General features: G+C 41.8%; 19 protein-coding genes. 9 read left to right on the top strand and 10 right to left on the bottom strand.

What is annotated here, in order from left to right; genetic code table 11:
• Positions 1–37: 37 nt before the first annotated feature.
• The 5 genes from copA (at position 38) to PR683_RS17775 (ending at position 5,501) form a co-directional block, all read left to right on the top strand.
• Positions 38–2,971 carry a copper-exporting P-type ATPase CopA gene (gene copA, locus PR683_RS17795; RefSeq protein ID WP_272581926.1) on the top strand — a complete coding sequence of 978 codons (2,934 nt, stop codon included), beginning with the start codon at positions 38–40 and terminating at the stop codon, positions 2,969–2,971.
• A 192-nt stretch (positions 2,972–3,163) separates the two neighbouring features.
• Positions 3,164–3,745: an HdeD family acid-resistance protein gene (locus PR683_RS17790; RefSeq protein WP_004913580.1), complete on the top strand. Its 582-nt coding sequence runs from the start codon at positions 3,164–3,166 to the stop codon at positions 3,743–3,745.
• A 156-nt stretch (positions 3,746–3,901) separates the two neighbouring features.
• Entirely contained in the window at positions 3,902–4,705 is an 804-nt protein-coding gene (locus PR683_RS17785) for a TraB/GumN family protein (RefSeq protein ID WP_004913582.1), read from the top strand.
• Positions 4,706–4,726: 21 nt separating this feature from the next.
• Entirely contained in the window at positions 4,727–5,200 is a 474-nt protein-coding gene (gene ybaK / locus PR683_RS17780) for a Cys-tRNA(Pro)/Cys-tRNA(Cys) deacylase YbaK (RefSeq protein ID WP_004913586.1), read from the top strand.
• Positions 5,172–5,501 carry a hypothetical protein gene (locus PR683_RS17775; protein WP_123382361.1) on the top strand — a complete coding sequence of 110 codons (330 nt, stop codon included), beginning with the start codon at positions 5,172–5,174 and terminating at the stop codon, positions 5,499–5,501. Before ybaK ends, PR683_RS17775 begins: the two co-directional genes overlap by 29 nt.
• Before the next feature lie 60 nt (positions 5,502–5,561).
• Here the strand turns inward: PR683_RS17775 and ushA are convergent, their stop codons facing one another.
• Entirely contained in the window at positions 5,562–7,226 is a 1,665-nt protein-coding gene (gene ushA, locus PR683_RS17770) for a bifunctional UDP-sugar hydrolase/5'-nucleotidase UshA (protein ID WP_272581925.1), read from the bottom strand.
• Positions 7,227–7,484: 258 nt separating this feature from the next.
• Between ushA and PR683_RS17765 the strand changes: the two genes are divergently transcribed.
• Positions 7,485–8,708, top strand: coding sequence for an MFS transporter (locus PR683_RS17765; protein WP_004913594.1), 1,224 nt, complete (start codon positions 7,485–7,487; stop codon positions 8,706–8,708).
• Positions 8,709–8,994: 286 nt separating this feature from the next.
• Positions 8,995–10,746, top strand: a complete 1,752-nt coding sequence (gene ybaL, locus PR683_RS17760; RefSeq protein ID WP_123382362.1) for a YbaL family putative K(+) efflux transporter — start codon at positions 8,995–8,997, stop codon at positions 10,744–10,746.
• A 124-nt stretch (positions 10,747–10,870) separates the two neighbouring features.
• Here ybaL and PR683_RS17755 read toward each other — a convergent pair whose 3' ends face one another.
• The 4 genes from PR683_RS17755 to PR683_RS17740 form a co-directional block, all read right to left on the bottom strand.
• Positions 10,871–11,221 carry a DUF1937 family protein gene (locus PR683_RS17755; RefSeq protein WP_004913600.1) on the bottom strand — a complete coding sequence of 117 codons (351 nt, stop codon included), beginning with the start codon at positions 11,219–11,221 and terminating at the stop codon, positions 10,871–10,873.
• A 111-nt stretch (positions 11,222–11,332) separates the two neighbouring features.
• Positions 11,333–12,109: a DeoR/GlpR family DNA-binding transcription regulator gene (locus tag PR683_RS17750; RefSeq protein ID WP_004913603.1), complete on the bottom strand. Its 777-nt coding sequence runs from the start codon at positions 12,107–12,109 to the stop codon at positions 11,333–11,335.
• Positions 12,110–12,144: 35 nt separating this feature from the next.
• On the bottom strand, positions 12,145–13,374 hold the full coding sequence (locus tag PR683_RS17745) for an NAD(P)/FAD-dependent oxidoreductase (protein WP_109912067.1): 1,230 nt from the start codon (positions 13,372–13,374) through the stop codon (positions 12,145–12,147).
• Positions 13,371–14,771 carry an NAD(P)/FAD-dependent oxidoreductase gene (locus tag PR683_RS17740; RefSeq protein WP_164528510.1) on the bottom strand — a complete coding sequence of 467 codons (1,401 nt, stop codon included), beginning with the start codon at positions 14,769–14,771 and terminating at the stop codon, positions 13,371–13,373. The genes PR683_RS17745 and PR683_RS17740 overlap by 4 nt, the downstream gene beginning before the upstream one ends.
• A 241-nt stretch (positions 14,772–15,012) precedes the next feature.
• Between PR683_RS17740 and PR683_RS17735 the strand changes: the two genes are divergently transcribed.
• Together PR683_RS17735 and eutH are read left to right on the top strand one after the other, a co-directional pair.
• Positions 15,013–16,452 carry an FGGY family carbohydrate kinase gene (locus PR683_RS17735; RefSeq protein WP_110732206.1) on the top strand — a complete coding sequence of 480 codons (1,440 nt, stop codon included), beginning with the start codon at positions 15,013–15,015 and terminating at the stop codon, positions 16,450–16,452.
• 22 nt (positions 16,453–16,474) lie between these two features.
• Positions 16,475–17,725, top strand: a complete 1,251-nt coding sequence (eutH, locus tag PR683_RS17730) for an ethanolamine utilization protein EutH (protein ID WP_110732207.1) — start codon at positions 16,475–16,477, stop codon at positions 17,723–17,725.
• 339 nt (positions 17,726–18,064) lie between these two features.
• Here eutH and PR683_RS17725 read toward each other — a convergent pair whose 3' ends face one another.
• From PR683_RS17725 to htpG, 5 genes are all read right to left on the bottom strand, one after another.
• Positions 18,065–19,378: an inosine/guanosine kinase gene (locus tag PR683_RS17725; protein WP_004913614.1), complete on the bottom strand. Its 1,314-nt coding sequence runs from the start codon at positions 19,376–19,378 to the stop codon at positions 18,065–18,067.
• Positions 19,379–19,484: 106 nt separating this feature from the next.
• Positions 19,485–20,603 (bottom strand): LPS O-antigen length regulator Wzz(fepE), encoded by a 1,119-nt coding sequence (wzz(fepE), locus tag PR683_RS17720; RefSeq protein ID WP_004913617.1) that lies wholly within the window; start codon positions 20,601–20,603, stop codon positions 19,485–19,487.
• 123 nt (positions 20,604–20,726) lie between these two features.
• Positions 20,727–21,692, bottom strand: a complete 966-nt coding sequence (gene hemH, locus PR683_RS17715; RefSeq protein ID WP_123382363.1) for a ferrochelatase — start codon at positions 21,690–21,692, stop codon at positions 20,727–20,729.
• A 181-nt stretch (positions 21,693–21,873) separates the two neighbouring features.
• Complete coding sequence (gene adk, locus PR683_RS17710) at positions 21,874–22,518, bottom strand: adenylate kinase (RefSeq protein ID WP_004913624.1); 645 nt, start codon at positions 22,516–22,518, stop codon at positions 21,874–21,876.
• Between the two features lie 192 nt (positions 22,519–22,710).
• Positions 22,711–24,579, bottom strand: a complete 1,869-nt coding sequence (htpG, locus tag PR683_RS17705) for a molecular chaperone HtpG (RefSeq protein ID WP_004913627.1) — start codon at positions 24,577–24,579, stop codon at positions 22,711–22,713.
• Between the last annotated feature and the right edge of the window lie 55 nt (positions 24,580–24,634).

Genomic DNA, 24,634 nt, shown 5'->3' with positions numbered 1-24,634 from the left:
AGACCCAATACATCAAACGGGTTTTGGAGGCTGCAAAATGAGTAACATGATTATTTTAAAATTACAGGGGCTAAGCTGCATGCACTGTGTCGGCTCAGTCACTAAAGCGCTCGAAGGGCGCGGTGATGTCACTAACTTAAAAGTCACTATCGATTATGCCGTAATGGAAAGTGATGCCAATGTGGCTGACTTAATTAAAACCATCGTTGACGCAGGTTATGAAGCTGAAGTGGCTACAACCCCTGATATCGAGTTACAGCTTTCTGGCCTCAATTGTATGAAATGTGCAGGTAAAACACAAAAAGCACTCGAAGAGGTTGATGGCGTTGCTGCTGCCGTTGTCGATACCACCAGCGCCAAAGTATACGGTTCTGCTGATGCACAAGCGTTAATCGCCGCTGTTCAACAAGCGGGTTACAACGCAGAACTAGCTCAAACAAAAGCGATCACTTTAGCCCTTTCGGGTCTAAGTTGCATGAAATGTGCCGCTAAAACACAGCAAGCACTAGAAGCAGTCGATGGTGTTCAAAGTGCAACTGTCGATACCCAAACCGCTGTTGTCCAAGGTACGGCATCCGCAGAATCCCTAATTGCTGCGGTTCAAGCCGCTGGCTACCAAGCAACTGTGGGTGAATCTCACCCAAAAACTGAGCCGCTGAGTACCACAACTGAACAGCCGGAAGCTGATTCAGCGGCAATCTGTGAGATCCCGGCACAAGAGTCTGATTTAGGTGAACAACCTGAAATTAGCCCAATGGATGACAGTGTGCAGTTACTGCTTGATGGCATGACCTGTGCCAGTTGTGTCAACAAAGTCCAAAAAGCCTTAAATAGCGTACCAGGCGTTGAAAATGCACGTGTCAACTTAGCTGAGCGCAGTGCTTTAGTCACCGGAACTGCTGAGCCGAATGATTTAATCGCCGCGGTTGTTAAAGCAGGTTATGGCGCGGAAATCATTCAAGATGAAGCTAAACGCCGAGAGCGCCAACAGGAGGTCGTGCAAGCCAATATGCGCCGCTTCCGCTGGCAATCAGCATTAGCACTTGCCCTTGGTATCCCTGTGATGGTGTGGGGGATGATGGGCGATAACATGGTGCTGACTGAGCAAAACCATACCATTTGGCTCACCATTGGTGTATTAACCCTTGCGGTCATGATATTTGCAGGTGGGCACTTTTATCGAAATGCATGGCAAAGCCTAAAAAATGGCAGTGCGACCATGGACACCTTAGTCGCGCTAGGAACAGGGGCGGCTTGGCTCTATTCTATTGTAGTCAATATTTGGCCTGAATGGTTCCCAGACCAAGCCAGACACCTTTATTATGAAGCCAGTGCCATGATCATCGGTCTTATTAACCTAGGTCATGCCTTAGAACAACGAGCTCGCCAACGCTCATCCAAAGCCCTTGAACGCTTGCTAGACCTGACGCCGCCAACGGCCCGTGTTGTCACAGAACAAGGCGAAGTGGATATGCCGCTGGAGCAAGTCAAAAAAGGAATGGTTTTACGCTTAGCAACAGGTGACCGTGTCCCTGTTGATGGTGAAATTATCGAAGGCGAGGTTTGGTTAGACGAAGCCATGCTAACGGGTGAACCGATCCCTCAGCAAAAAAGCAAAGGGGATCAAGTCCATGCGGGAACTGTTGTACAAGATGGTACCGTACTATTTCGTGCCGCTGCTGTCGGCAGCCAAACGACTTTAGCGCGCATTATTCACCTTGTTCGCCAAGCACAAAGTAGTAAACCACAAATTGGCCAGCTTGCTGACCGTATTTCTGCTGTGTTTGTACCGGTCGTTGTGGCTATTGCCTTAATTTCAGGTGCAATTTGGTACTTTATTGGGCCTGCACCACAAATTACTTACGCACTCGTTATTACCACAACGGTATTAATCATTGCGTGTCCTTGTGCGCTAGGCCTTGCAACGCCAATGTCGATTATTTCTGGCGTGGGCCGAGCGGCTGAGTTTGGCGTATTAGTGCGCGATGCGGATGCATTACAGCAAGCAAGTGAGTTAGACACCATTGTCTTTGATAAAACAGGTACATTGACTGAAGGTATGCCACAAGTTACGGATATCCATGTATTTAATGGGTTCGAACAAGACACCGCCTTACAGTTTGCCGCTTCATTAGAAAATGGTTCTAATCACCCACTGGCTCGCGCTGTTTTAAATCGCGCAAAAGGCTTAACACTGCCCGCTAATCAGCAGTTTAGAACCTTAGCAGGGTTAGGTATTAGTGCAATAATTGATGGAAAAACTATTTTATTAGGTAACCAAAAACTGTTAGCACAAAATAATGTTGATACCCGTGATATTGAAGAAACACTACACCAACAAGCCACTCAAGGTGTCACTCCCGTCTTACTGGCTGTTGATGGTAAAGTTGCCGCGCTGTTATCTATCCGTGACCCATTACGAGAAGACAGCATAAGTGCGCTGGCGCGGTTGCACAAACAAGGTTTCCGTTTAGTCATGTTAACCGGGGATAACCCAGTAACAGCTAACGCGATAGCCAAAGAAGCGGGTATTGATGAAGTGATTGCAGGCGTTATGCCAGACGGTAAATCCGCCGCAATTGAAGCCTTGCAAGCCAAAGGGCACAAAGTTGCAATGGTGGGTGATGGCATCAATGACGCCCCTGCTCTAGCCCGAGCTGACGTTGGTATTGCGATGGGTGGCGGCAGTGATATCGCGATTGAAACTGCATCCATTACCCTAATGCGCCAAAGCTTACATGGTGTTGCCGATGCGGTGTCTATTTCAAAAGGAACACTGCGTAATATGAAGCAAAACCTATTTGGTGCCTTTATTTATAATACGTTAGGTATCCCGATTGCCGCTGGTATTTTGTACCCAATAACGGGAACATTACTAAACCCTGTCGTTGCAGGTGCAGCAATGGCATTATCATCGATTACAGTAGTCAGTAACGCAAACCGTTTACTACGCTTTAAACCTGAAAAATAATAGCTTAAAGTGGGAGGAACTGATGTTCTTCCCACTTTTTAATGATTGATATTGTTCATCTCTAAACCTTCTCTCTACAACACTTCATTTTCATACTAATACTAAGTAAAAATTGTATTATCTTATATGTCATTAATATCAAGCTAAGTCTATACTAGTAAATAGTTAGTTATTTCATATTTGGAGAGCAAAATGCTTAATATTGATCGTGAAAAACTTGCCAAACTTGCGGGTGAAGAGTTTAAAAAACAACGTACATTTTTGGTGATATTATCCATTTTATTATTAGCGGGCGGAATTTTTTGTATCATCAACCCAATGATATCGGGTATCGCTGTCAGTACCGTACTGGGTGTGCTCCTGATTATTGGTGGCGTTGGCGCGATTGTGAGCATTCTAAGTACCGTGATCTATACCGGTTGGTCTCGACTGTTTGGTTTTATCATTGGTCTTATTTATATTATTGTCGGCTACTCTTTCATTAAAGACCCGTTGCAGAGCCTAGTCGCGTTGGCTATTTTAGTGGCGGCTTTATTTATCATCGGTGGGGTTATTCGGTTATATGTCGGCTTCCAACAAATTAGCTCAGCCGGCGGCTGGTTACAAATCATCATCGGGCTGTTAGATTTCTTCATTGCTTATTTACTCATCGGTAATGGCCCAATTACATCAATTACTTTACTGACAACCCTAATTGGCATCGAAATGGTGTTTAGTTCCTTTAGTTTATTCACGTTGCTCAGTGTATTTAAAGGTATTAGTAAAAATAATTAATCCTATCATGCCCCTTAATAGGGGCATTTTTTTACATTATTTCACCTCCACGATGACACCAATCGGCTAAAAAATGCGTAATCGACGATGAGCATTCGCAAATTGCGGTAAGATTGTTTACCCTAAGAAAATGAGAAATAACGCAGGAACGAAATCGTGGGTAACTTGTTTGAAAATTTAAAGAATTGGCTTCATACAGAAACTGCTCCGGTTTACCCTTACCCTGCTGTTGATATTCGGCTATCAAAAAAACTGAAATTGCACATTGTGGGTAGCATTCACATGGGAACAGAAACGATGTTTCCTTTGTCTGCCACATTATTAGACAAACTTAATCTCGCAGATGCCTTGATTGTTGAGGCGGATATCACTGAAACCCACTCTCCATTTCCTAGCGATGATATCGCTGAGCTTCTTCCTGTTGAACAACGGCTAACTCGCGATGAATATCACCTTTTTCAACAATATTGTTTAGAGCTCCGCCAATCCCCCGAGCGTTTTGATACCTTACCCTCATGGCAAATTGCCCTGATTTTGCAAGCGACCCAAGCCCAAGAACTCGGGCTAAGAGGCCACTATGGCATTGACTACCAACTTATCCGTAATGCGCAATCACAACTCAAACCAATTATTGAACTAGAGGGCACTGCCTCTCAAGTTGAATTGCTGCTTTCTTTGCCTAATAATGGGTTAGCGTTATTACAAGACTCGCTGAACCACTGGCGTGCAAACGCGCGCTCGCTACAAACGATGATAGGCTGGTGGTTAGACTACCAACCCAATAATCGTACCGCTTTACCCAATACCTTTAGCGAAGACATTTATCAGGTATTGATGAAGCAACGAAATGCGAATTGGAACGAGCAGCTTAGATCACTCCCTGATGGTAACTATGTGGTCGCCGTTGGTGCGTTACACCTGTTTGGTGAAAATAGTCTGGTAGAATATTTGCGAAACTAAGTTATAAATAGAAGGCTCAAAATGACCCCAGCCGTAAAATTACTCGAAAAACAAAAAATTTCCTTCACATTACACCCCTACGATCACGACCCAAATGAAAGTAACTTTGGTGATGAAGCAGTACGAAAACTTGGGTTAGATGCCAAGCAAGTGTTTAAAACCTTATTAGTCGCACTCAATGGCGATCAAAAAACATTAGCCGTGGCCGTAACACCTGTTTCAGGGCAACTAGATTTAAAACTGGTTGCTAAAGTGTTTAAAGTCAAAAAAGTTGAAATGGCAGACCCACAAATCGCTCAAAAAACAACGGGGTATTTGCTTGGGGGCATTAGCCCATTAGGTCAAAAAAAGCGCTTACCAACAGTCATTGACGACCAAGCTCAGCAATATGCCAGTATGTTCGTTTCAGGTGGAAAACGTGGTTTAGATATTGAACTTGCTCCTAACGATCTCGCCAAAGTACTGAATGCAACCTTCGCTGAAATACGTAAATGATATTAAACCCGTGACAGTCGCAGCGACGATTGAATGGTTATCGTCTCAAGAAGGTGGTAGGCAACAGCCGCCAGCAATTGGGACTTATTATGCTGTTGCTCGTTTCAGCCTCAAACCCGATGAATCTTGGAGTGTGATATTCCAGCTAGCGTTTCATTTACGCAATAGCCATAATCGACAAGTAAGCCGAGGAACTGTGCGTTTTCTTGTTGATCATGCGCCTCATGAATATTTATTACATTATCATTCATTTGATATTTATGAAGGCCCTCATTTAGTCGCTCATGCTTTTTTGCTCTAAATAATGACGATAAAAAGCCCCACCGCGAGCGGTGAGGCTTTCAAGGTAATAATGATTTAATTATTTATTATTATAAATAATCTCACCTTTTGGTTCATAATCTGCCGCTTTCAGCGGGGAATGTTTTTCAATATACCCTTTGAGCACTTCCGCATCGACAAAGCCGGTATTAACGTAGTTAGGATGGTTGTCAATTTTCGGGTAACCGTCACCACCAATCGCATTGAAATTCAACGTTGCCATACGATAAGTTTTGGCTGGGTCAACAGGCTTACCATCAATTTTGACATCACTAATCGTGCCATCTTTATTCAGCGTTAAGTTCACGTTGTAGAACTGGCCATACGCACCTGCATCCGGTTTCATATTCGCAACTGCGGTCAGGTATGGGATAACTTCATCCCCTTTGAAATCGACATAAACTAACTCATTAGCAAACGGCTGAACCTTGAGCACATCTTTATAAGTGATATCGCCACTTTCGATAGAGTCACGAACACCGCCGCCGCTCATAATCGCAAAATCAGCCCCTGCGCGTTCTTTTTGTGCGGCTAACAGAAGGTGCCCCATATTTGTTTGCACAAAACGCACTTTACTGCGATCACCTTCAAGTTTACCTTCAACTGAGCCCACTTTAACACTCAATTGCTTGTCACCTTTTTCTTGATAAGGTGTCAATAATTTCATCATGTCAGGGTTATGAGCAATTTCTTGCGTATAATAAACACGCTCGCTAGTCCCATCTTCTTTTGTCACTTTTTTCTTCAAGTTAATTGGGATTAACTGGTAGTGTTTCAGCGTAAACTTGCCATTTTTAAATTCAAAATCTGCACGACCAACATATTTACCCCATTCATGGGCTTGCACAATCCAAGTTCCATTTTGGTTATCTGGCGCACACGGTGTACCTGGTACATAATCCTCTTGTTTGTAGTTTTTCTTTTCTTGAGACATACAAACAGGGTCTTGTGAGTGACCACCCACTATTATATCTAAATAGCCAGCAGGTAAGCTGCGCGCCATTTCTACATCGCCCGGAGCATTTGAACCATGATTACCATCATCATAGTGCCCCATATGAGTTGCTGCGATGATAATGTCTGGTTTTTCTGTTGCGCGAAGCTCTTCAACCACTTTTTTGGCTTCGTCCGCAGGCACACGGAATTCGACATCAGGGAAATTGGCAGGGTTACCGATACGCACTGTGTCGTCGGTTGTCAGCCCCATAACAGCAATTTTCACACCTTGTTTATCAAAGATTTGGTAAGGTTTGAAAAGGCGTTTACCTGTGCTGCTTTGATAAATATTGGCAGATAAAAACGGAAAAGTTGCCCATTTTTCTTGCTGACGCAACGTCTCAAGTGGGTTATCAAACTCGTGGTTCCCTAATGCCATTGCATCGTAACCGACTAAGTTCATTCCTTTAAAATCGGGTTCTGCATCTTGTAAATCAGACTCTGGTACACCGGTATTAATATCACCACCAGAGAGCAGTAAAACACTGCCGCCTTGTTTAGCGACTTCGTCACGAATTTCATCAACTACCGTTTTTTGCGCCGCTAAACCATATTCACCATGGTCGTTATGCCAGAAGTGGCCGTGATGGTCATTGGTATGCAAAATGGTAATATTGTATGTTTTGTCTTTTTCCCACGCATTTGCCATAGTTGCGGGTATTAACGCTAACGATACCGTTAATGCGCATGCCTTAAATGCAAACTTCATACATTTCTCCCTGCTGGTATAGGAATTTTTATACAGTCATATTAGATTATAGTTTGTCACTACCTGCTGTCTTATAGCATAAAAATATGAGCAGGATTTGATACCTATTGCAGAATAAGAAATTCGTTTCATAAAAATGAGATCGCCATCAAATAATTTACGAACACTAGTTATTCACGTGATTTATTTATTTATTTAAATAAATTGTATTTCAGTTATATTGATAACAATTATGTAACACATAAAGTTGATAATGACATGAGTGAGCAAACCACAACACCCAACAACCCAAGCCCGTCAAAGCCATTAAATAAAACAGGGAAAACGGTCTTTAGTATCCTAACCGCGATCAGTGTCTCTCATTTACTTAATGATATGATCCAGTCACTAATCTTAGCGATTTATCCTTTATTACAATCTGATTTTTCACTGAGTTTTGCCCAAATCGGGATGATAACCCTTACTTATCAGATTACTGCATCACTGTTACAACCGATTATTGGCTACTATACGGACAAACATCCACAACCTTATTCCTTGCCAATAGGAATGAGCTTCACGCTAACGGGGCTAATCTTGTTAGCGATGGCAGAAACTTTCCCGACCATATTACTTGCAGCCGCATTGGTTGGAACCGGTTCTTCTGTCTTCCATCCTGAATCTTCTCGTGTGGCGCGTATGGCTTCAGGCGGTCGTCATGGTCTGGCGCAATCCTTTTTCCAAGTCGGTGGTAACTTAGGTGCCTCCCTTGGGCCACTACTTGCAGCACTGATTATTGAACCATACGGAAAAGGCAACATTGGTTGGTTCTCGCTTGCAGCCCTGCTTGCGATTGTTATTTTATTGCAAGTTAGCAGCTGGTACAAACAACAACACCGCGCTGCAAGTAAGAAACCACTCAATTCAGGGAATGTTAAAGTCTTACCACGAAAGACAATTATTGGCTCTTTGGCGGTACTGTTAATTCTGATTTTTTCAAAATACTTTTATTTGGCGAGCATCAGCAGCTATTACACCTTTTATTTGATCGATAAGTTCGGTGTTTCTGTGCAAAATGCGCAAATTCATTTGTTTGTTTTCTTATTTGCCGTAGCCGCTGGTACTATGATTGGCGGGCCAATAGGCGACAAAATAGGGCGTAAATACGTTATTTGGTTCTCAATCCTTGGAGTTGCACCATTTACCTTAATTTTACCCTATGCATCCCTCTATTGGACTGGGGTACTTACCGTCATCATTGGTATGATTTTAGCCTCCGCATTTTCGGCTATTTTAGTCTACGCACAAGAGCTGATCCCCGGTAAAACCGGCATGGTATCAGGGTTGTTCTTTGGATTAGCATTCGGTATGGGAGGTGTTGGTGCGGCAGTTTTAGGCCATATCGCAGACCAGACCAGTATTGAACAAGTTTATCATTATTGTGCTTTCTTACCATTACTTGGGATTTTTACAGTATTGCTACCAAATATTGGTAACAAATAGATTTATTTTCTTATTTTACCCATACTTACCTAAAAATAAGTATGGGTCTTTCCTTCCATAATCTCGATAAATTTCAGATAAAAATCTCACAAACACAAAGCTTGTAACGATTTAGCTCCTTTAACCTGCATTTTTTTTAAAAACATTTCATTTTTTTAAGGAAATTTATCTCAAAAAAAGTTAGAATATAAAAACATGCAATTTGCATTTTAAAATGAAGGCCTCATTTTAAAAGTCAACGGCATGTACCCACCTTTCTATTTTTATACTAACCAGAGGAGACTAAATGGAGCATTCAACGCCCTTAATCACAACCATTGTTGGTGGTCTCGCCCTTGCATATTTGTTAGGTATGATCGCACAGCGATTAAAAATTTCCCCTTTAGTTGGCTATCTTGCAGCCGGTGTCCTAGCAGGCCCATTTACCCCTGGGTTTGTTGCTGATGCAGCACTGGCACCTGAACTTGCTGAAATCGGTGTTATCTTACTGATGTTTGGGGTAGGCCTACATTTCTCATTAAAAGATTTACTTGCTGTTAAAGCCATCGCCATTCCCGGAGCTATTGCTCAAATCGCAGTAGCAACCTTACTGGGCCTTGGCCTGTCGATGTTATTTGGCTGGGGAATATTTACAGGCGTTGTATTTGGCCTATGTTTATCAACTGCCAGTACCGTCGTATTACTTCGTGCATTAGAAGAACGTCAATTGATTGAAAGTCAGCGTGGGCAAATTGCTATAGGCTGGCTGATTGTTGAAGACTTAGCGATGGTCTTAACACTCGTTCTACTGCCTGCGGCGGCAGCTATCATGAACACGGATGATGCCAGCTTCAGTGAGCTCGCATTTGGCCTTGCATGGACAATTGGTAAAGTTGTTCTATTCATATTTATTATGATTGTCGTGGGCCGTAAAGTAATCCCATGGATTTTATCGCGTACCGCATCAACAGGTTCTCGTGAGCTCTTCACTCTTGCTGTTCTCGCACTCGCATTAGGCATTGCCTATGCTGCTGTGGCTATTTTTGATGCTTCATTTGCCCTTGGTGCGTTCTTCGCAGGAATGGTATTAAATGAGTCTGAACTCAGCCATCGCGCCGCACAAGACACTCTGCCACTACGTGATGCCTTTGCCGTACTGTTCTTTGTATCAGTTGGGATGCTGTTCGACCCAGTCGTATTAATTGAGCAGCCTCTGGGAATTTTAGCCGTTCTCGCCATTATCATTATTGGTAAATCCGCAGCTGCCTTGGTACTTGTTAGGATGTTTGGCCATTCACGACGAACCGCATTAACTATTTCAGTTAGTCTTGCGCAAATTGGTGAATTTGCCTTTATCTTAGCCGGAATGGGGTTAACCCTAGGTGTCATGGATAAAGACGCGCAAAACTTGGTGTTAGCGGGTGCAATTGTCTCTATTATGCTGAACCCTGTGTTATTTAGCTTATTAGATAAGTATCTTGAGAAAACCGAAACTATCGAAGAGCAACTGCTGGAAGAGACTCTGGAAGAGGAAACCCAAGTTCCTGTCGATATCTGCGGCCACGCCATCATCGTTGGTTACGGCCGAGTAGGTGGCATGCTTGCAGACAAACTGCGTAGAAGGGAAATTCCGGTTGTCGTTGTTGAAGATACCCGCTCTCGGTTTGAAGAACTTGCTGAAAATGGCTTTAGCGCAATCTTAGGTAATGGCGCCAATAGAGAAATTATTAGCCTTGCCCGTATTGAATGCGCCAAAACATTGCTCTTAACTATCCCTAATGGTTATGAAGCCGGTGAAATTGTCGCAACCGCGAAAGAAATGAACCCAGATGTCACTGTGATTGTTCGTGCCCATTATGATGATGAAGTCAGCTTTATTAAAGAACGAGGAGCAGACCATATCATTATAGGTGAACATGAAATTGCAAAATCCATGGCGACACTCATGTGCAATGATGTGGAAGAGTTCGGTTGTTCTATCGATGATATGATTGATGGTGACAATGATAAAAAAGGTGAAGGCAAAAGTTTAGATGATTATCTAAAACCCGCTCATTAACCTCTATTTCCATTAATAAAAAAAGGAAGCCATTGCTTCCTTTTTTATTACATTGAAATTTATACGCTTATTATTTCTATCCACTCTAGATAGTTTATCTTCGGTTTTTACTTTCCCTCATCGTTCACTCTAAATAGTGAGCGATAAACTCATCCCCAGTCCAAACTGGCAGCCCTTGGTCTTTAAAAAACTGAATTTCAGCTGCAACACCACCGCTTTTTTCCCAGCCAGGTAATGTCAGCACAATTAAACCATCACACCGCTTTAGAAATTCCATATCAATAGAAGACCATGCGACTTTTTGTCCTTGTGAGGCTAAGTATTGGTTAATTGGATGGGTCATTGTGATTTGGCTATAGGTAGCGATACCTTTAAGCGCCAGTTCTGCTGCAAATTTAGTGCATTCAGCAAAGCGCATTTCTACAACATTGCTATCGGGGTCTGAATAAGGGCAAGCAATAAAATAAAGGCTCATAATCTTTCCTAGGTGTTGTTAATTTTCGATGAACATTTTTTAGTTAAAGCAACCCCATGAAAAATAATTAATTATTTTCCATGGGGAGTGTTTAATTTATAGAATTAAAACTTATTCAACGTCCGCAACAATAATTTTCGTTTTAGGATGTTTTTTACTTTCAGGTAATTTAAATTCTTTGCTGGTTGTCACTAAATAATCAATATTGTCCCAACTTGTCACAAAATTAATCGCATGTTTATTCGCTTTCGTGCCATCCGCTAACACCATTAATTTATCGCTGTTTTCCATCATCTTTTGTGCGATTGCCGCTTCATCGACGTGCTGATCCATCACGCCATGCAATGCGTGTATCGCCCCTGCCCCAATGACTGCATAATCAGCAAAAAACTCAGCAATATTTTTTAGTGCAATAGCCCCTAAGCACGCATTTTGCGCTGCGTTAAATTGCCCTCCAATCAAAATCGTTTCGATAGTTGAGTTTTCTTGTAACGTATTTGCCAATAACGGCGAATTTGTAATAACGGTTAAGTTATCAATCAATTTGATTCTTTGGCTAAATTCAAAGGTGGTTGTGCCAAAATCAATAAACAATGTGTCTCCAGGTTTAATCAGCTCAGCCGCTTTCGCCGCAATCGCTTTTTTCTCATCAACCGCGGCTTGTGCTCTTTCCGTAAAATTACGCTCAAATTTTGATTGAATATTGACAGCCCCACCATGGACTTTTTTCAGTAACTTCTGTGTTTCAAGCTTACTAAGGTCACGACGGATGGTTTCTTGCGCGACATTAAAATGTTTAGCAAGCTCCTGTACGTAAACCTGCCCTTGAGTAGAAAGCAGCTCAATGATGGTTTGATGACGTACTTTTGAGGAACGTCCCTCACACATAGTTTAATCCTTCTTAACCATTTAACTTTCCAGCACTATACAACAGTGATACTAATTTCAGTAGCTTCCTGCTGTATTTTTGTTAAATCAATGTTTTTCAGTAAAATACGTCGTGTTGGTAAACAGCGATGGCGTTTTTCATATAACAGGGTATCCCCTGCCATAACACGAATAGTTCCGTTCACTGGCTGTTCAACTTTGATATTAAAATCAATTTGTCGCACTGATAAATTATCCATATCAATACACGCTGGAACACTAAAACAAATTTTCTCATTAACTTGTACAGGAATACGCTGGGTAACTTTGACATGTTGTTGGTGATGATTTGCTAATAAATCGTCTGCAATATATCCGCCAGTTATAAGACCTTCTTGGTAACATTGGTCACCCATATCGGCTGGATGCAACATATTGCCAGCGGCATAGTAGCGAGTATCAGAGCAACGCCCATATTGGTCTGTTACCGGTTTTCCTGTCGCCGCATCAAAGCTCAAATGGCTTTTACGGATTAGCGTATTTTCACCCACAAATTGCCCCGTAAAAATGACCGAATCACACATGATTTTGTGGCTTTTACCTTTCGTTTCAACAACCACATATTCCACACGATCTAAGCCACCAATTTCAGTAATTTTACTATTTAAATAAACGGGGGTTCCCATCGCTTTAGCAAATAAAGTCGCGGGTTTAAAAGCTAAAATCCGCTCACCACTTTCAATCATCGCTTGGGCTTTAACGCCTGCGTTTTTTAGTGTCCATAGCGCAGAAAAACTCACTAATTCACTGCCTACAATCACGGGATTACGGCAAGGCTTCTTGCCATTTAAATAAACAAATTGCTGTAATGCCCCTGCGGTTAAAATTCCTTGTGGCCGCAAGCCTGAAACTAAGCGCGGATGGCGAGGTGTTTCTCTTACCCCTGTCGCTATCAAAACCCGTTTAGCTTGCATTTCAACAAGACCTTCTGGTGTTGAAACGGTTAATTTCCCATTAGGTTGTAACGCAGTCACCGTGCTACGGGTAAAAATCGGGGTATCTCCCAATTGATTAACAATTTTTTCAGCAAATTGGTTGCCTTTCATCGGCCGTTTAAAAGCTAAAATGCCAAAAGTTGGGTGCTGGCAGTGACGTGGAACGCCACCAGCATGGGCTTCACGCTCAATGATGGCGATATTTTGTATACCACGACGACGTAGTGCCTGTGCCGCAGCGACACCTGTAGGGCCCGAGCCAATGATAATAACATCATAATTTACACTCATTTTACGGCCTCCACTGCCAATGTGTGGTCGAAGCGACCATTAATAATTTCAGCCACCTGACTACTACAATAAAACCCATTACAACGCCCCATCATCACTCGCGTTCTGCGGCGTAAAGCCCCTAAACACTCAGGAGGAATATCCGAATCAAATGCGGCTTCAATCTCCCGCTGGGTCACTAATTCACAATGGCAAACAATACCGCCATTACTTTTACATTGGTAATCCCGTTGATGATATTCAGAAATCATTGGCATAGTTGGCCAAATCAGTACTTCTGGTGGTGATAGCTCAAAAAGCGGTGTGAAATTCTCTTGGTACAATTTACCAAGATAGCTTGCCACCCCTAAGGCCGAAGTTAAACCTGTGGAACGAATTCCCCCTGCACATATCCACTGTTTTTCTGGATAGTCATTAATGCGGTAATATTTTTCTTCTGTAGCAGGGCGTAACCCCGCATAGGTTGCGGTCACACTGTAATTGTGCAATGAAGGTAACATGCGAGAACCTTGGGCAATTAAGTCCTCAAGCACTTCTTGTTTTACCTCTGCTTTCCAGCGGTCATCTTGTTCTTCCGCTGTAGGGCCAAGCAAGAGGTTGCCGAAGATGGTTTTCGATAGCAATACACCTTTTGTGATAGCAGTCGGCACTGGTAGGATAATCGCATTGATATCCGCTGCTGCCGCTTTGTCATAAACAAGAAATTGCCCTTTACGTGGCTTTATTTGGAACGGTGATGGGTGGCAAATTGATTCGACAATATCCCCATTAATTCCTGCACAGTTAATGACTAAACGGGCAGAAAACTCACCTTTTGATGTGGTTAAATGCCATAGTCCATCATGGAGTGTTCCACCATTAACCTCACAATGAAAGCGGTACTCAGCCCCATGCTTCACTGCTTGGGTTAAATACGAAAGTGGCGTACTCCATGGGTCAATAACCGCTTCACCTGGCACAGAAACAGCTGCAAGTGCCCCGGGTGCTAAATGGGGTTCTCTGCGATATAGCTCTTCTTTATCAATAATTGCCACATCTAATACGTTGTTAGTATGTGCTTGTTCTACTATCGCCGGTAATTTACTGAGTTGCTCATCATTCCATGCAACCACTAATGCCCCCGTTTCAAGAAGAGGTAAATTCATTTTTTCTCTGATTGCAATGAATTCACGATACCCTTCTTGCATGCACTCAAGTTCTAGACTCCCTGGTGTGGCGTCAAAACCTGTGTGTAATAGCGCACTATTTGCCTTACTTGCTCCCGAAAGGATGTCACCTCCACGTTCAAGTAACAACGTGTTGGCACCCATCAGTGTGAATTTACGTGTCACAGCACAGCCAATGACACCACCGCCGATGACAATGACATCCCAAATTTTTTTATTATTAATATCCATGGCTGAGATCCTTAACTTAAAACTTGCACACATAAAACCACATAATTCCCACAATCACAATAATTAAAACAACACAAAGCACAGCAACAACCAAAAACTTACTCACATTGTTACTTTATTGTGATTTTTGTCACATTAGTGAAACTTACTGTGAGTTTTTTGTGGATTTTATTTCCGATTAAACGATAGTAAGCAAAAAAACAGACCTATTTACAACATTTATAACACTGGGAATACTGTGATGCTCAATCAACGTTATGCGGCTATCGATCAGGGAACAACGGGAACCCGGGTCGTTGTCTTTGAAGAAGGCGGCCATTACCACTCCCCTATGAGTATTCCTCATAAACAAATCACGCTGAATAGTGGTTGGGTTGAACATGACCCAGAGGAAATACTGGCAAACATCATTAAATGCTTACATAGCTGCGAAGTCGTTGATGCTATTGGGCTTTGTCACCAAGGTGAAAGCATTGTCGCATGGGATGCGGATAGCAAGCGCCCTTTATACAACGCAATTGTTTGGCAAGACTTACGGACAGAAAAAACCATCTCAATGCTCAAGGAAGCAGGGTTAGAGCCGCTGGTACAGTCTAAATCAGGCTTACCTCTCGACCCTTATTTTTCCGCCAGCAAAATGGGCTGGATTATTAACAATGTTGTCGGTGCGAAAACATTAGCGGATAAAAATAAATTACGCATCGGTACGATGGATGCTTTTTTTCTCGACCGGTTATGTGGCGTATTCGTCACCGACTATAACTCGGCATCTCGAACTTCATTACTCAATATTCATACGCTAGAGTGGGATCAAGAACTATGTGACATTTTTGGTGTTCCCATCCATTGCTTGCCGCCTATTAAAGATAACATTGGTGACTTTGGCGCTATCAACCTCGATGGGCACCTCACCCCAGTCACCGCCATTATCGTTGACCAATTTGCTGGCACATTCGGCCATGGCTGCCGTGAGAAAGGTGATGCCAAAATCACCTTCGGTACCGGCGCGTTCTTGCAAGCACTAACTGGCACTGATATTCCACAAACTCATGACAGCGGTTTATTGCCCACACTCTGTTGGAAGTTTCCCAATCAACCTCCTGTATTTGGTTTAGATGGCGGCGTCTACAACGCAGCATCTGCCATCAATTGGGCTCGCAAAATCGGTTTATTTGACTCATTCGATGAACTCGGGGATTTCAGAGCTGAATCCGCTATTAAACGCGGCCTAGCCTTTGTCCCTGCATTATCCGGTTTAGGATGTCCATATTGGGATCGCAGTGCTGCTGGCCTTTGGGCGGGTCTTTCATTAGATACCGACAAAAAAGACATGATGCAATCGGTTTTGGAAGGCATAGCCGCACGTTCCGCTGAAGTTATTTTTGCAATGGAAAAAATTTCACCACTAGGCCAGTCAATCTCAGTCGATGGAGGGCTCTCTTCAAATCAATATTTTAAGCAATTTTTAGCCAATTTATTACAAAAAAACATTGAAGCACCAGCAAACCGTGAAGTAACTGCACTAGGCGCCGCCTTGTTAGCTCGCAAAGGTCTCGGGATCACTCATGAAATGGCGGTAAGACGCAATGCAACCGTGACACATCCTGATGGAACGAATATGCAAGGTGTGATGGAACAATATCGCGACATCATTGCCCGTTCTCGCCAATTAAGACACTAAAATAATAAAAGGAAACCCTACCATGGCTGAATTCGGAAATTACATTATTTATTTAATTATGTGTGGCGCCATTATTGGTGCTGTCGCATCCATTGTTAGACCCGCCAGCGAGCTTGGAAAAGAGTTTGTTAATGGGATCTTTTCTATTGGTCCCGTATTTCTCGCTCAAGCCGGGATCATGGCTGCTGTTCCGCTACTCTCGCAATTAATCTCTTACATTCTTGGACCCGTCTTTTCCTCTGTCGGCTCAGACGTTTCTATTGCAGCCTTATCGATTATTGCCGTTGATATGGGCGGCTACCAACTTGCCGATGCACTAACGACTAATCGAGATATGTGGATCACCGCAATGTTGATCGGTTATACCTCTGGAGCCACTATTGTTTACCTGATCCCTGTAGGGTTAACAATGTTAAATCGTAAAGATCATAAATACCTTGCACTTGGTGCGATGGCAGGGTTGATCTCCATACCATTTGGTGTATTGGCTTCGCTGCTATTAATTACCTTCAATAATATTCCTGTAAGGGACATTATTTCTACGAACTCACCAGCGGCACATCAATTAACCTTAGATTTCTTTACCATGTTGCAATACCTGATGCCGTTGTTTGTATTCTGTTTTTTATTAGCCGCAGGGCTAAAATATCGCCCGATGTTAATGGTAACGGGCTTCCTGATTTTTGGTAAAATTATGGATGCATTCGTCAAATTAGTCTTAGCATTTTCCATTGTTGAACACTTTACTGGTGTATTCACCAAAGTTTTCGGCGCATGGGGCTTTGACCCACTGTTTGCTGACCAAAATGAACTATTCCGTGCCATCGAAATTGCGGGTTATATCGGTATCATGTTAGCGGGCACATTCCCCATTTGTTATCTGTTCCAACGCTACTGCAAGCCTTTAGTCCGTGCATTAAGTAACCGTTTAAAACTGAGTGATACAGGTTCTTTAGGTTTTATTATGGTTATGGCAAACATTATCGCTACTTATCATTTATTCAAAGAAATGCGAGCGAGGGATAAGGTATTATGTGTGGCATTTGGTGTTTGCGCACAAGCGACCATCGGTGATCATCTTGCCTTCACGGCCAACTTCCAACCTACTCTCGTTTTACCTATTTTACTGGGCAAACTAGTAGGCGGCTTCTTAGCGGTATTTATTGCGATTAAAATCTCAGTACCACAGGCGATGCGTTATGAAGCTGAAGATGCAAAAGCAGCTGAAATAGTTAAAGAAGAAAGTGAGCTCACTGTTGCTAAACAACATTAATTAGCATTAACCATACTTATATATTTAAAAATAATTAGCTGTATGCCAAATATGAATACTCCTAAAGTAGCATACAGCTTTTATTTATTAGTCTGAAATTAACTCAAACTCTCATCCATTATTAATATTACACTCACCATATGAATATCTATATTAGTCATCATTAAGCATTACATTATTTATAGATATATAATTTGAAGGTAAAAAAATCACCTCAATTAATAAAATTTAGTGACAACAATTCATCAGAATAATTGTTCGAAAAAAAGCACCTCAATAACAATTATATTGAAGTGCCTTAAAATTGACATCATTAATTCAAATGAGAATTATTTCGCTTTAACGTTCCCAATAAGACTCTTCTAAACTATCTTCTTTTTCAGGTAAGCCACGACTCAAACGAGGTGAATGCTGAGTTAATACTTGATAACTCACACGGTTAGCATATTTGCATACTTGAGCTAAAGAGGAATATGTTAAGTATTGGCGTTCATGTTTACTGGAATTCGGTACATTTGAACGATGGTAAGAATTGGCAGTAATATCGTGAAGTAATGCCGATAACGCCCCATCTCCCGCCCCATTCGTGTTCATTATTTTTTCAGGCCCGCCCATATAAGGCTCAATATGAGAGAAAATACGTAATGGAACTTGGCAATCTTGTTGGCGCATTGCTCGGCTAAATTCATATAAGTTAAATTCTGCAATCGCACCCGGTAATAGTGGGTGCTGCGTCGTACGTTTATAAGCGTCTTCGGTGTAGCCGGCCATATATAGGCCTGATGGGCCCGCTGTACATAAAACTAAATCGACCCAGTCTAATGCCATATTAGAGGCGAGTAATGGGTCGCTCAGCCCTGTCAGTTCCTGCGCTTCGTCCTCATTCATTGCAACGACTGAAATATGTTCCGCTAAGAAATCACGCCAGAATTGAGGGTCTTGAGCGATGACAAATTTTGTTCCAAGCGTCAACACAACGGGAACATTGTGCTTTTTCGCATACGCAATAGCCTGCATAGTCGCATCAGGCATGGTTTCTCCGGGTTTACAACGGACTAAATAAGCGGTTAAAACCAATGCAGAAGCCCCCGCAATAATATCCTCTGGAATACTATTTGGGTGCAAGCGATTCATATGGCCAGGGCTGATAGCAAAAGTTCGCTCGCCATTTTCAGTGATCAAGGTAAAACAGCGCCCAATAGGCCCATCCACACCTTGTAGAAAATTTAAATCCATGCGGCTTGAGGTATGGCACAGGTAGCGATATGCATAGCTACCAATTTGGATGTTATTACACATTGTGCCCAATAAAACAGACCTGTCATCCGCTAATACCGAATAATTGTGCAAGGTATTGCCAATCGTTCCACCTGCAAATTCATGAGTAATCAATGCATTATCTGTGAGCTCTTTATACAAAGCTTCGGCGGCATCATCTTCAATAACCAGTGAATGCCCCTTACTCAACTGGTAGCGCTGAATAAAGTCGTCATCCACTTTCGCTTCAATATCGACTAATGTTTGGTCGATACCAACGATATAGGACTTACAATTCTCATCATCTGCCAAGGTTTCTTTTAAAGGCTGTAATAAAGGATCTCTGAGACTAACAGGAAAATAGTGTTTTGATTTGCGCTGACCGGGGAATTTCATAATTAGAAGATTAACAATGGAACATCGCCCTATTCTAACACGATAAAATAAAGCCAGCACCTGCAAAGAAGGCACTGGCTTCATTGTTTGTCATTTGGCGGTAATTTTACTGATTTTGATATTTATAATCGCGATAAAGCTCCCGACTTAACACAAATGCACAGCTCAAAATTAAACCTAATATGGCGCTCAACGCAACAATTAACGCTGATTTAGGCGAATCTTTATGCAATGGTAAGTCTGGCGTTAAAATAAATTTAACTGGCGTAAAATCTAACTCTTTACTGGTTAACTCTTGTAAATCATCAATATAAATCTTACGGTTTTGTAGGTTTTCGCTCATCAATGCTAAATCACGATTTTGAGTTTCAATCAGTAATTTTTTCTCTAAAGCTTCAGTCCCTAACGCAATAGGGTAATCAGGGTCATCATTGATGGCAACAGATTCGCTGGCGATCGGTTTTTCAATTCCAGCGGCTTTTGCAATATCAACAGCTCGTTTAAGCCTTTCAACCTTAACATCGTATTCAGTTTGAATTTTGCTGACTTCGCGTTTTAGTGACTCACTGGCATAAATAAGTTTCTCTGAAATCATATTATCGATTTCAACTTTTAGCTGTTGCCTTACTTTCGATGCACTATAACGAATATAGCCTTCTAGTAAATCTTGGGCTTCAGTTGGCAACGGAGCAGTGAAGCTTAAAACAATATCATTTGAAGTACTGTTTTTTTCTTTTGACAGATCTTGAATTTTAATATCATTTGAAATGATTGAATTCACTAGCCTTTGCTGAGCGATAACATCATCTTTTGGGTCAATTTTCTCTGCAAGGTTATGATAATACTCAGTACTTCTCACATAACTTTCTTGATTAACTTTCGAACGATATTGGTCAATAAACGCAGTAAAAACACGTTGAGCACTTAGATCAACAGGAACATCTAATACATCCAATTGCGCTTTAAATGCATTAACTTCTTTGAGCTCTTCAGATGCGGGGGGAATAACAATAGCAGTACTGCTCCATTTTTGAGGTAATAGTTTAACAACACCAACACTCACCGCAATACAAACAATCGTAAATATAAGAATCAAAAATTTATGTTTTAACAAAATGGAAAACAAGGCCATTAAATCAATCTCATCGTTTTGTTGTATATGAAATTGATGAGCAGAAGACGGCTTCTGCTCTATATTACCTTGTGGGGGCTGCTTATTGCTCATATTAATTCCAAAAGACATAACATTTATTCAATCATTTATAATTTCAGATAAGTGATTATAGTCCATAATGAGCCTATTGATATATCGATAAGCAAACTTTTCTTCATTAATTTGCTGAATTAGTTATTTTAGTACATCTTGAATTATTGAATTAATCATATGAATGCTATTTGGATTATCATTTAAAGCCGGTATGTAATTATATTTATCACCGCCACTACTCATAAAAAATTCTTTATTTTGTTCGCTAATTTCTTCTAATGTTTCTAGGCAATCAACTGAAAACCCTGGACAAATGACCTGAACGGATTTTACGCCTTGGGAGGGTAATTCATGCATAGTTTTATCCATGTAAGGCATCAACCAAGGCTCACGTCCAAAACGTGACTGATAGGTGAGCATGACTTTATCGCTTGGGTAATTCAACGCCTCACGGAGTGCCTCTGCCGTTTTTTCGCACTCTTGCTGGTAAATATCACCTGTATCGCAATAACGCTGTGGAATGCCATGGAACGACAATATTAGCCTATCGGGTTCACCATGCAGGGCAAAGCTTGCTTCTATCGAGGCCACTAAAGCTTGAATATAAGCAGGATGTGTCGCATAGCTACGAATGAATTGCACGCTTGGAATGGTACGTCTACTTTCAAACGCTCGGGTTAATGCATCATAAACCGCTGCAGTTGTCGTGCAGGAATACTGTGGATACAGTGGAAGAACCACTACGTCGGTAACACCTTGGTCTAGCAAACTATCTACCGCACTTTTAATTGAAGGCGAACCATAGCTCATGCCTATCTCTACAGCAATATTAGGCAATAACTCTGCTAACTTTTGTTTTTGACGCAAAGAATAAACCAGTAATGGTGAGCCACCTTCTAACCAAATAGACTTATATAACTTCGCCACTTTAGAAGAGCGAAGAGGCAAAATCGCCCCATGTAAAATCGGCTTCCAAATCAAGCGCGGTACATCAATAACGCGTTTATCACTAAGAAATTCGGCTAAATAGCGTTTCACTGCTGAGGTTGTTGGGGCATCAGGGGTTCCTAAGTTTGCTAACAAAATGCCGTATTTTTTTTCTGACATGAAACAACTCCTAATTGATAATTATTCCCAACTTTAGCACAGTTAATTAACGATTTTTGTCACCAAGTGGTATAAAAAAGAAAGGCAGCGATCATCGCTGCCTCCATATAATACCTTATACTTAAAATAATTCGAATTGCAGTTACAATTACTGCAACACAAAGCATAGTTAGTACAAATATTAACCTAAAATTTTCGCCAGTTCTTCACTAACTTCAGACACTTTACGTGTACCATCTAATTTGAAGTACTTGGTGTTCCCTTGTTTAGCTTCATTTTGGTAATACGCAATTAAAGGTGCAGTTAATGCATGATATTCAACCAGACGCTTACGCACGGTGTCTTCTTGGTCATCTTTACGGATGGTTAGTTCTTCACCTGTTACATCGTCTTTGCCTTCAACCTTTGGTGGGTTAAAGTTGATGTGATAAACACGGCCTGATGGTGCATGTACACGACGGCCAATAATACGCTCAACAATGATTTCGTCTGGTACATCAAACTCCAGTACATTATCAACAGTGATGCCCGCTTCTTTCATCGCATCCGCTTGTGGGATTGTACGAGGGAACCCATCCAACAAGAAGCCATTGCGGCAGTCATCTTGTTTGATACGCTCTTTAACTAATGCGATAACTAATTCATCAGTAACTAATTTACCGTTATCCATCAGCTCTTTAGCTTGTAAGCCGAGTTCGCTCCCTGATTTAACAGCGGCACGTAACATGTCACCTGTTGAAATTTGAGGGATCCCAAACTTTTCCATAATAAATTGAGCTTGAGTGCCCTTACCAGCGCCTGGAGCGCCAAGCAGAATGATACGCATTGCGTAAACCCCTTGCTATTTAGATTTTTATAATTTGAAAAGAAAACAAGCTACCATACCATTAGCATGCTGCTTTACTCAAGAACACACGTAAACGATTTCGCATTTATCTTTTTTCGCAAAAGAAAAAAACCACGCTAAAGCACAAGCAAAAGCGTGGTTTATGCTCAATATCGAAAATATCAAATTAAATTACTTTAAAAGTAATTCATTGATTTTACGTATAAATAGGTTTGGATCTTCCAATGTGCCACGTTCGGCTAACAGTGCTTGATCCAACAAAACATCCACCCAATCAGCAAACACGGATTCATCTGACACTTCTGCAGCTTTTTTCACCAATGGATGCGTTGGGTTCAATTCGAAGTTATATTTTACTTCTGGTGCGGCTTGCCCAGCTGCTGCAAACAGTTTCGCCATTTGTGTACTCATTTCATCCACGTCTGTTGTGACAATGGCAGGCGTATCCGTTAAGCGATGCGTGAGTTTAACGTCTTTAACGCGCTCACCAAGGAATGACTTAACGCGTTCAACAAATGGCTCTAATTGCTTATCCGCTTCCTCTTGTTCTGCTTTGTTTTCATCCGCTAGCTTATCTAATGACTCGTCTGCTTTACTTACGGATTGGAACTGTTTACCGTCGAATTCAGACAGATAGTTCATCATCCATTCGTCAATACGGTCAGATAACAGCAAGACTTCAATACCTTTTTTACGGAATAACTCAAGGTGTGGGCTACCTTTTGCCGCTGCATAGCTGTCTGCAGTGATATAGTAAATTTTATCTTGGCCTTCAACCATGCGGCTAACATACTCTTCTAGAGAGACGTTCTGTACACTGCTATCGGTATGAGTCGTCGCAAAACGCAGAAGTTTAGCAATAGTTTCGCTATTTGCCATATCCTCTGCAGGACCTTCTTTCATCACTAAACCAAATTGTTGCCAGAAAGTTTGGTATTTTTCTGCATCAGACTTGGCCAGTTTTTCCAACATTTGCAGAACACGTTTGGTTAATGCGCTGCGTAAACTACGAGTTAATGCGCTATCTTGCAGTATTTCCCGCGAAACGTTCAACGGTAAATCATTGGAATCCAGCACCCCACGAATAAAGCGCAGGTAATTCGGCATGAACTGTTCCGCGTCATCCATAATAAATACGCGTTGAACATAGAGTTTCAAACCATGCTGTTGGTCACGATTCCATAGATCAAACGGGGCTTTAGACGGCACATACAGCAAGCTAGTATATTCTTGCTTACCTTCTACGCGGTTATGTGTCCATGTCAGCGGGTCTGCATAGTCATGGGAGATATGTTTATAGAATTCTGCGTATTCTTCGTCTGAAATTTCAGATTTACTGCGAGTCCATAATGCTTTCGCTTGGTTAATTTTTTCCCAAGTTACCGTACCGTCTTCTTCATTTTTTTCTTCGATTTCAACGGGTAAAGCAATATGATCAGAATATTTGCTAATCACTGAGCGTAGACGCCAGTTATCGAGATATTCTTTTTCATCATCACGTAAATGCAAGGTAATTTCAGTGCCGCGCTCCGCTTTTTCAATATCAGCGATGGTATATTCACCTTCACCAGCAGATTCCCAGAACACACCTTCATCGGCAGGAGCACCCGCCGCACGACTACGTACCGTCACTTTATCGGCCACTATAAATGCGGAATAGAAGCCGACACCAAATTGACCAATCATTTGGCTGTCTTTGACTTGGTCGCTACCTAATGACTCTAAAAATGCTTTCGTGCCTGATTTTGCGATAGTTCCAAGGTTTTCAATCACCTCTTCACGGCTCATACCGATACCGTTATCACTGATGGTCAATGTACCTTGGTCTTTATCGGCACTAATACGCACACGCAACTCACCATCGTTTTCATACAATTCTGGTTTAGATAATGCTCGAAAACGCAGTTTATCTGCTGCATCTGATGCGTTGGAGATCAATTCACGTAAGAAAATCTCTTTATTCGAATAAAGAGAGTGGATCATTAATTGGAGGAGTTGTTTAACTTCTGATTGGAAACCACGCGTTTCCTGTCCTTTCATACTCATTAATCGCCTCTATTTCATCAATCTAATTGGATAGGTTTGACTTATCGAT

Origin of the sequence: Providencia sp. PROV269, assembly GCF_028477785.1 — a bacterium.
Classification (GTDB): domain Bacteria; phylum Pseudomonadota; class Gammaproteobacteria; order Enterobacterales; family Enterobacteriaceae; genus Providencia; species Providencia rettgeri.
The sequence above is the reverse complement of the archived record's forward strand: the minus strand, read 5'-3'. Positions and strand labels throughout refer to the sequence as shown.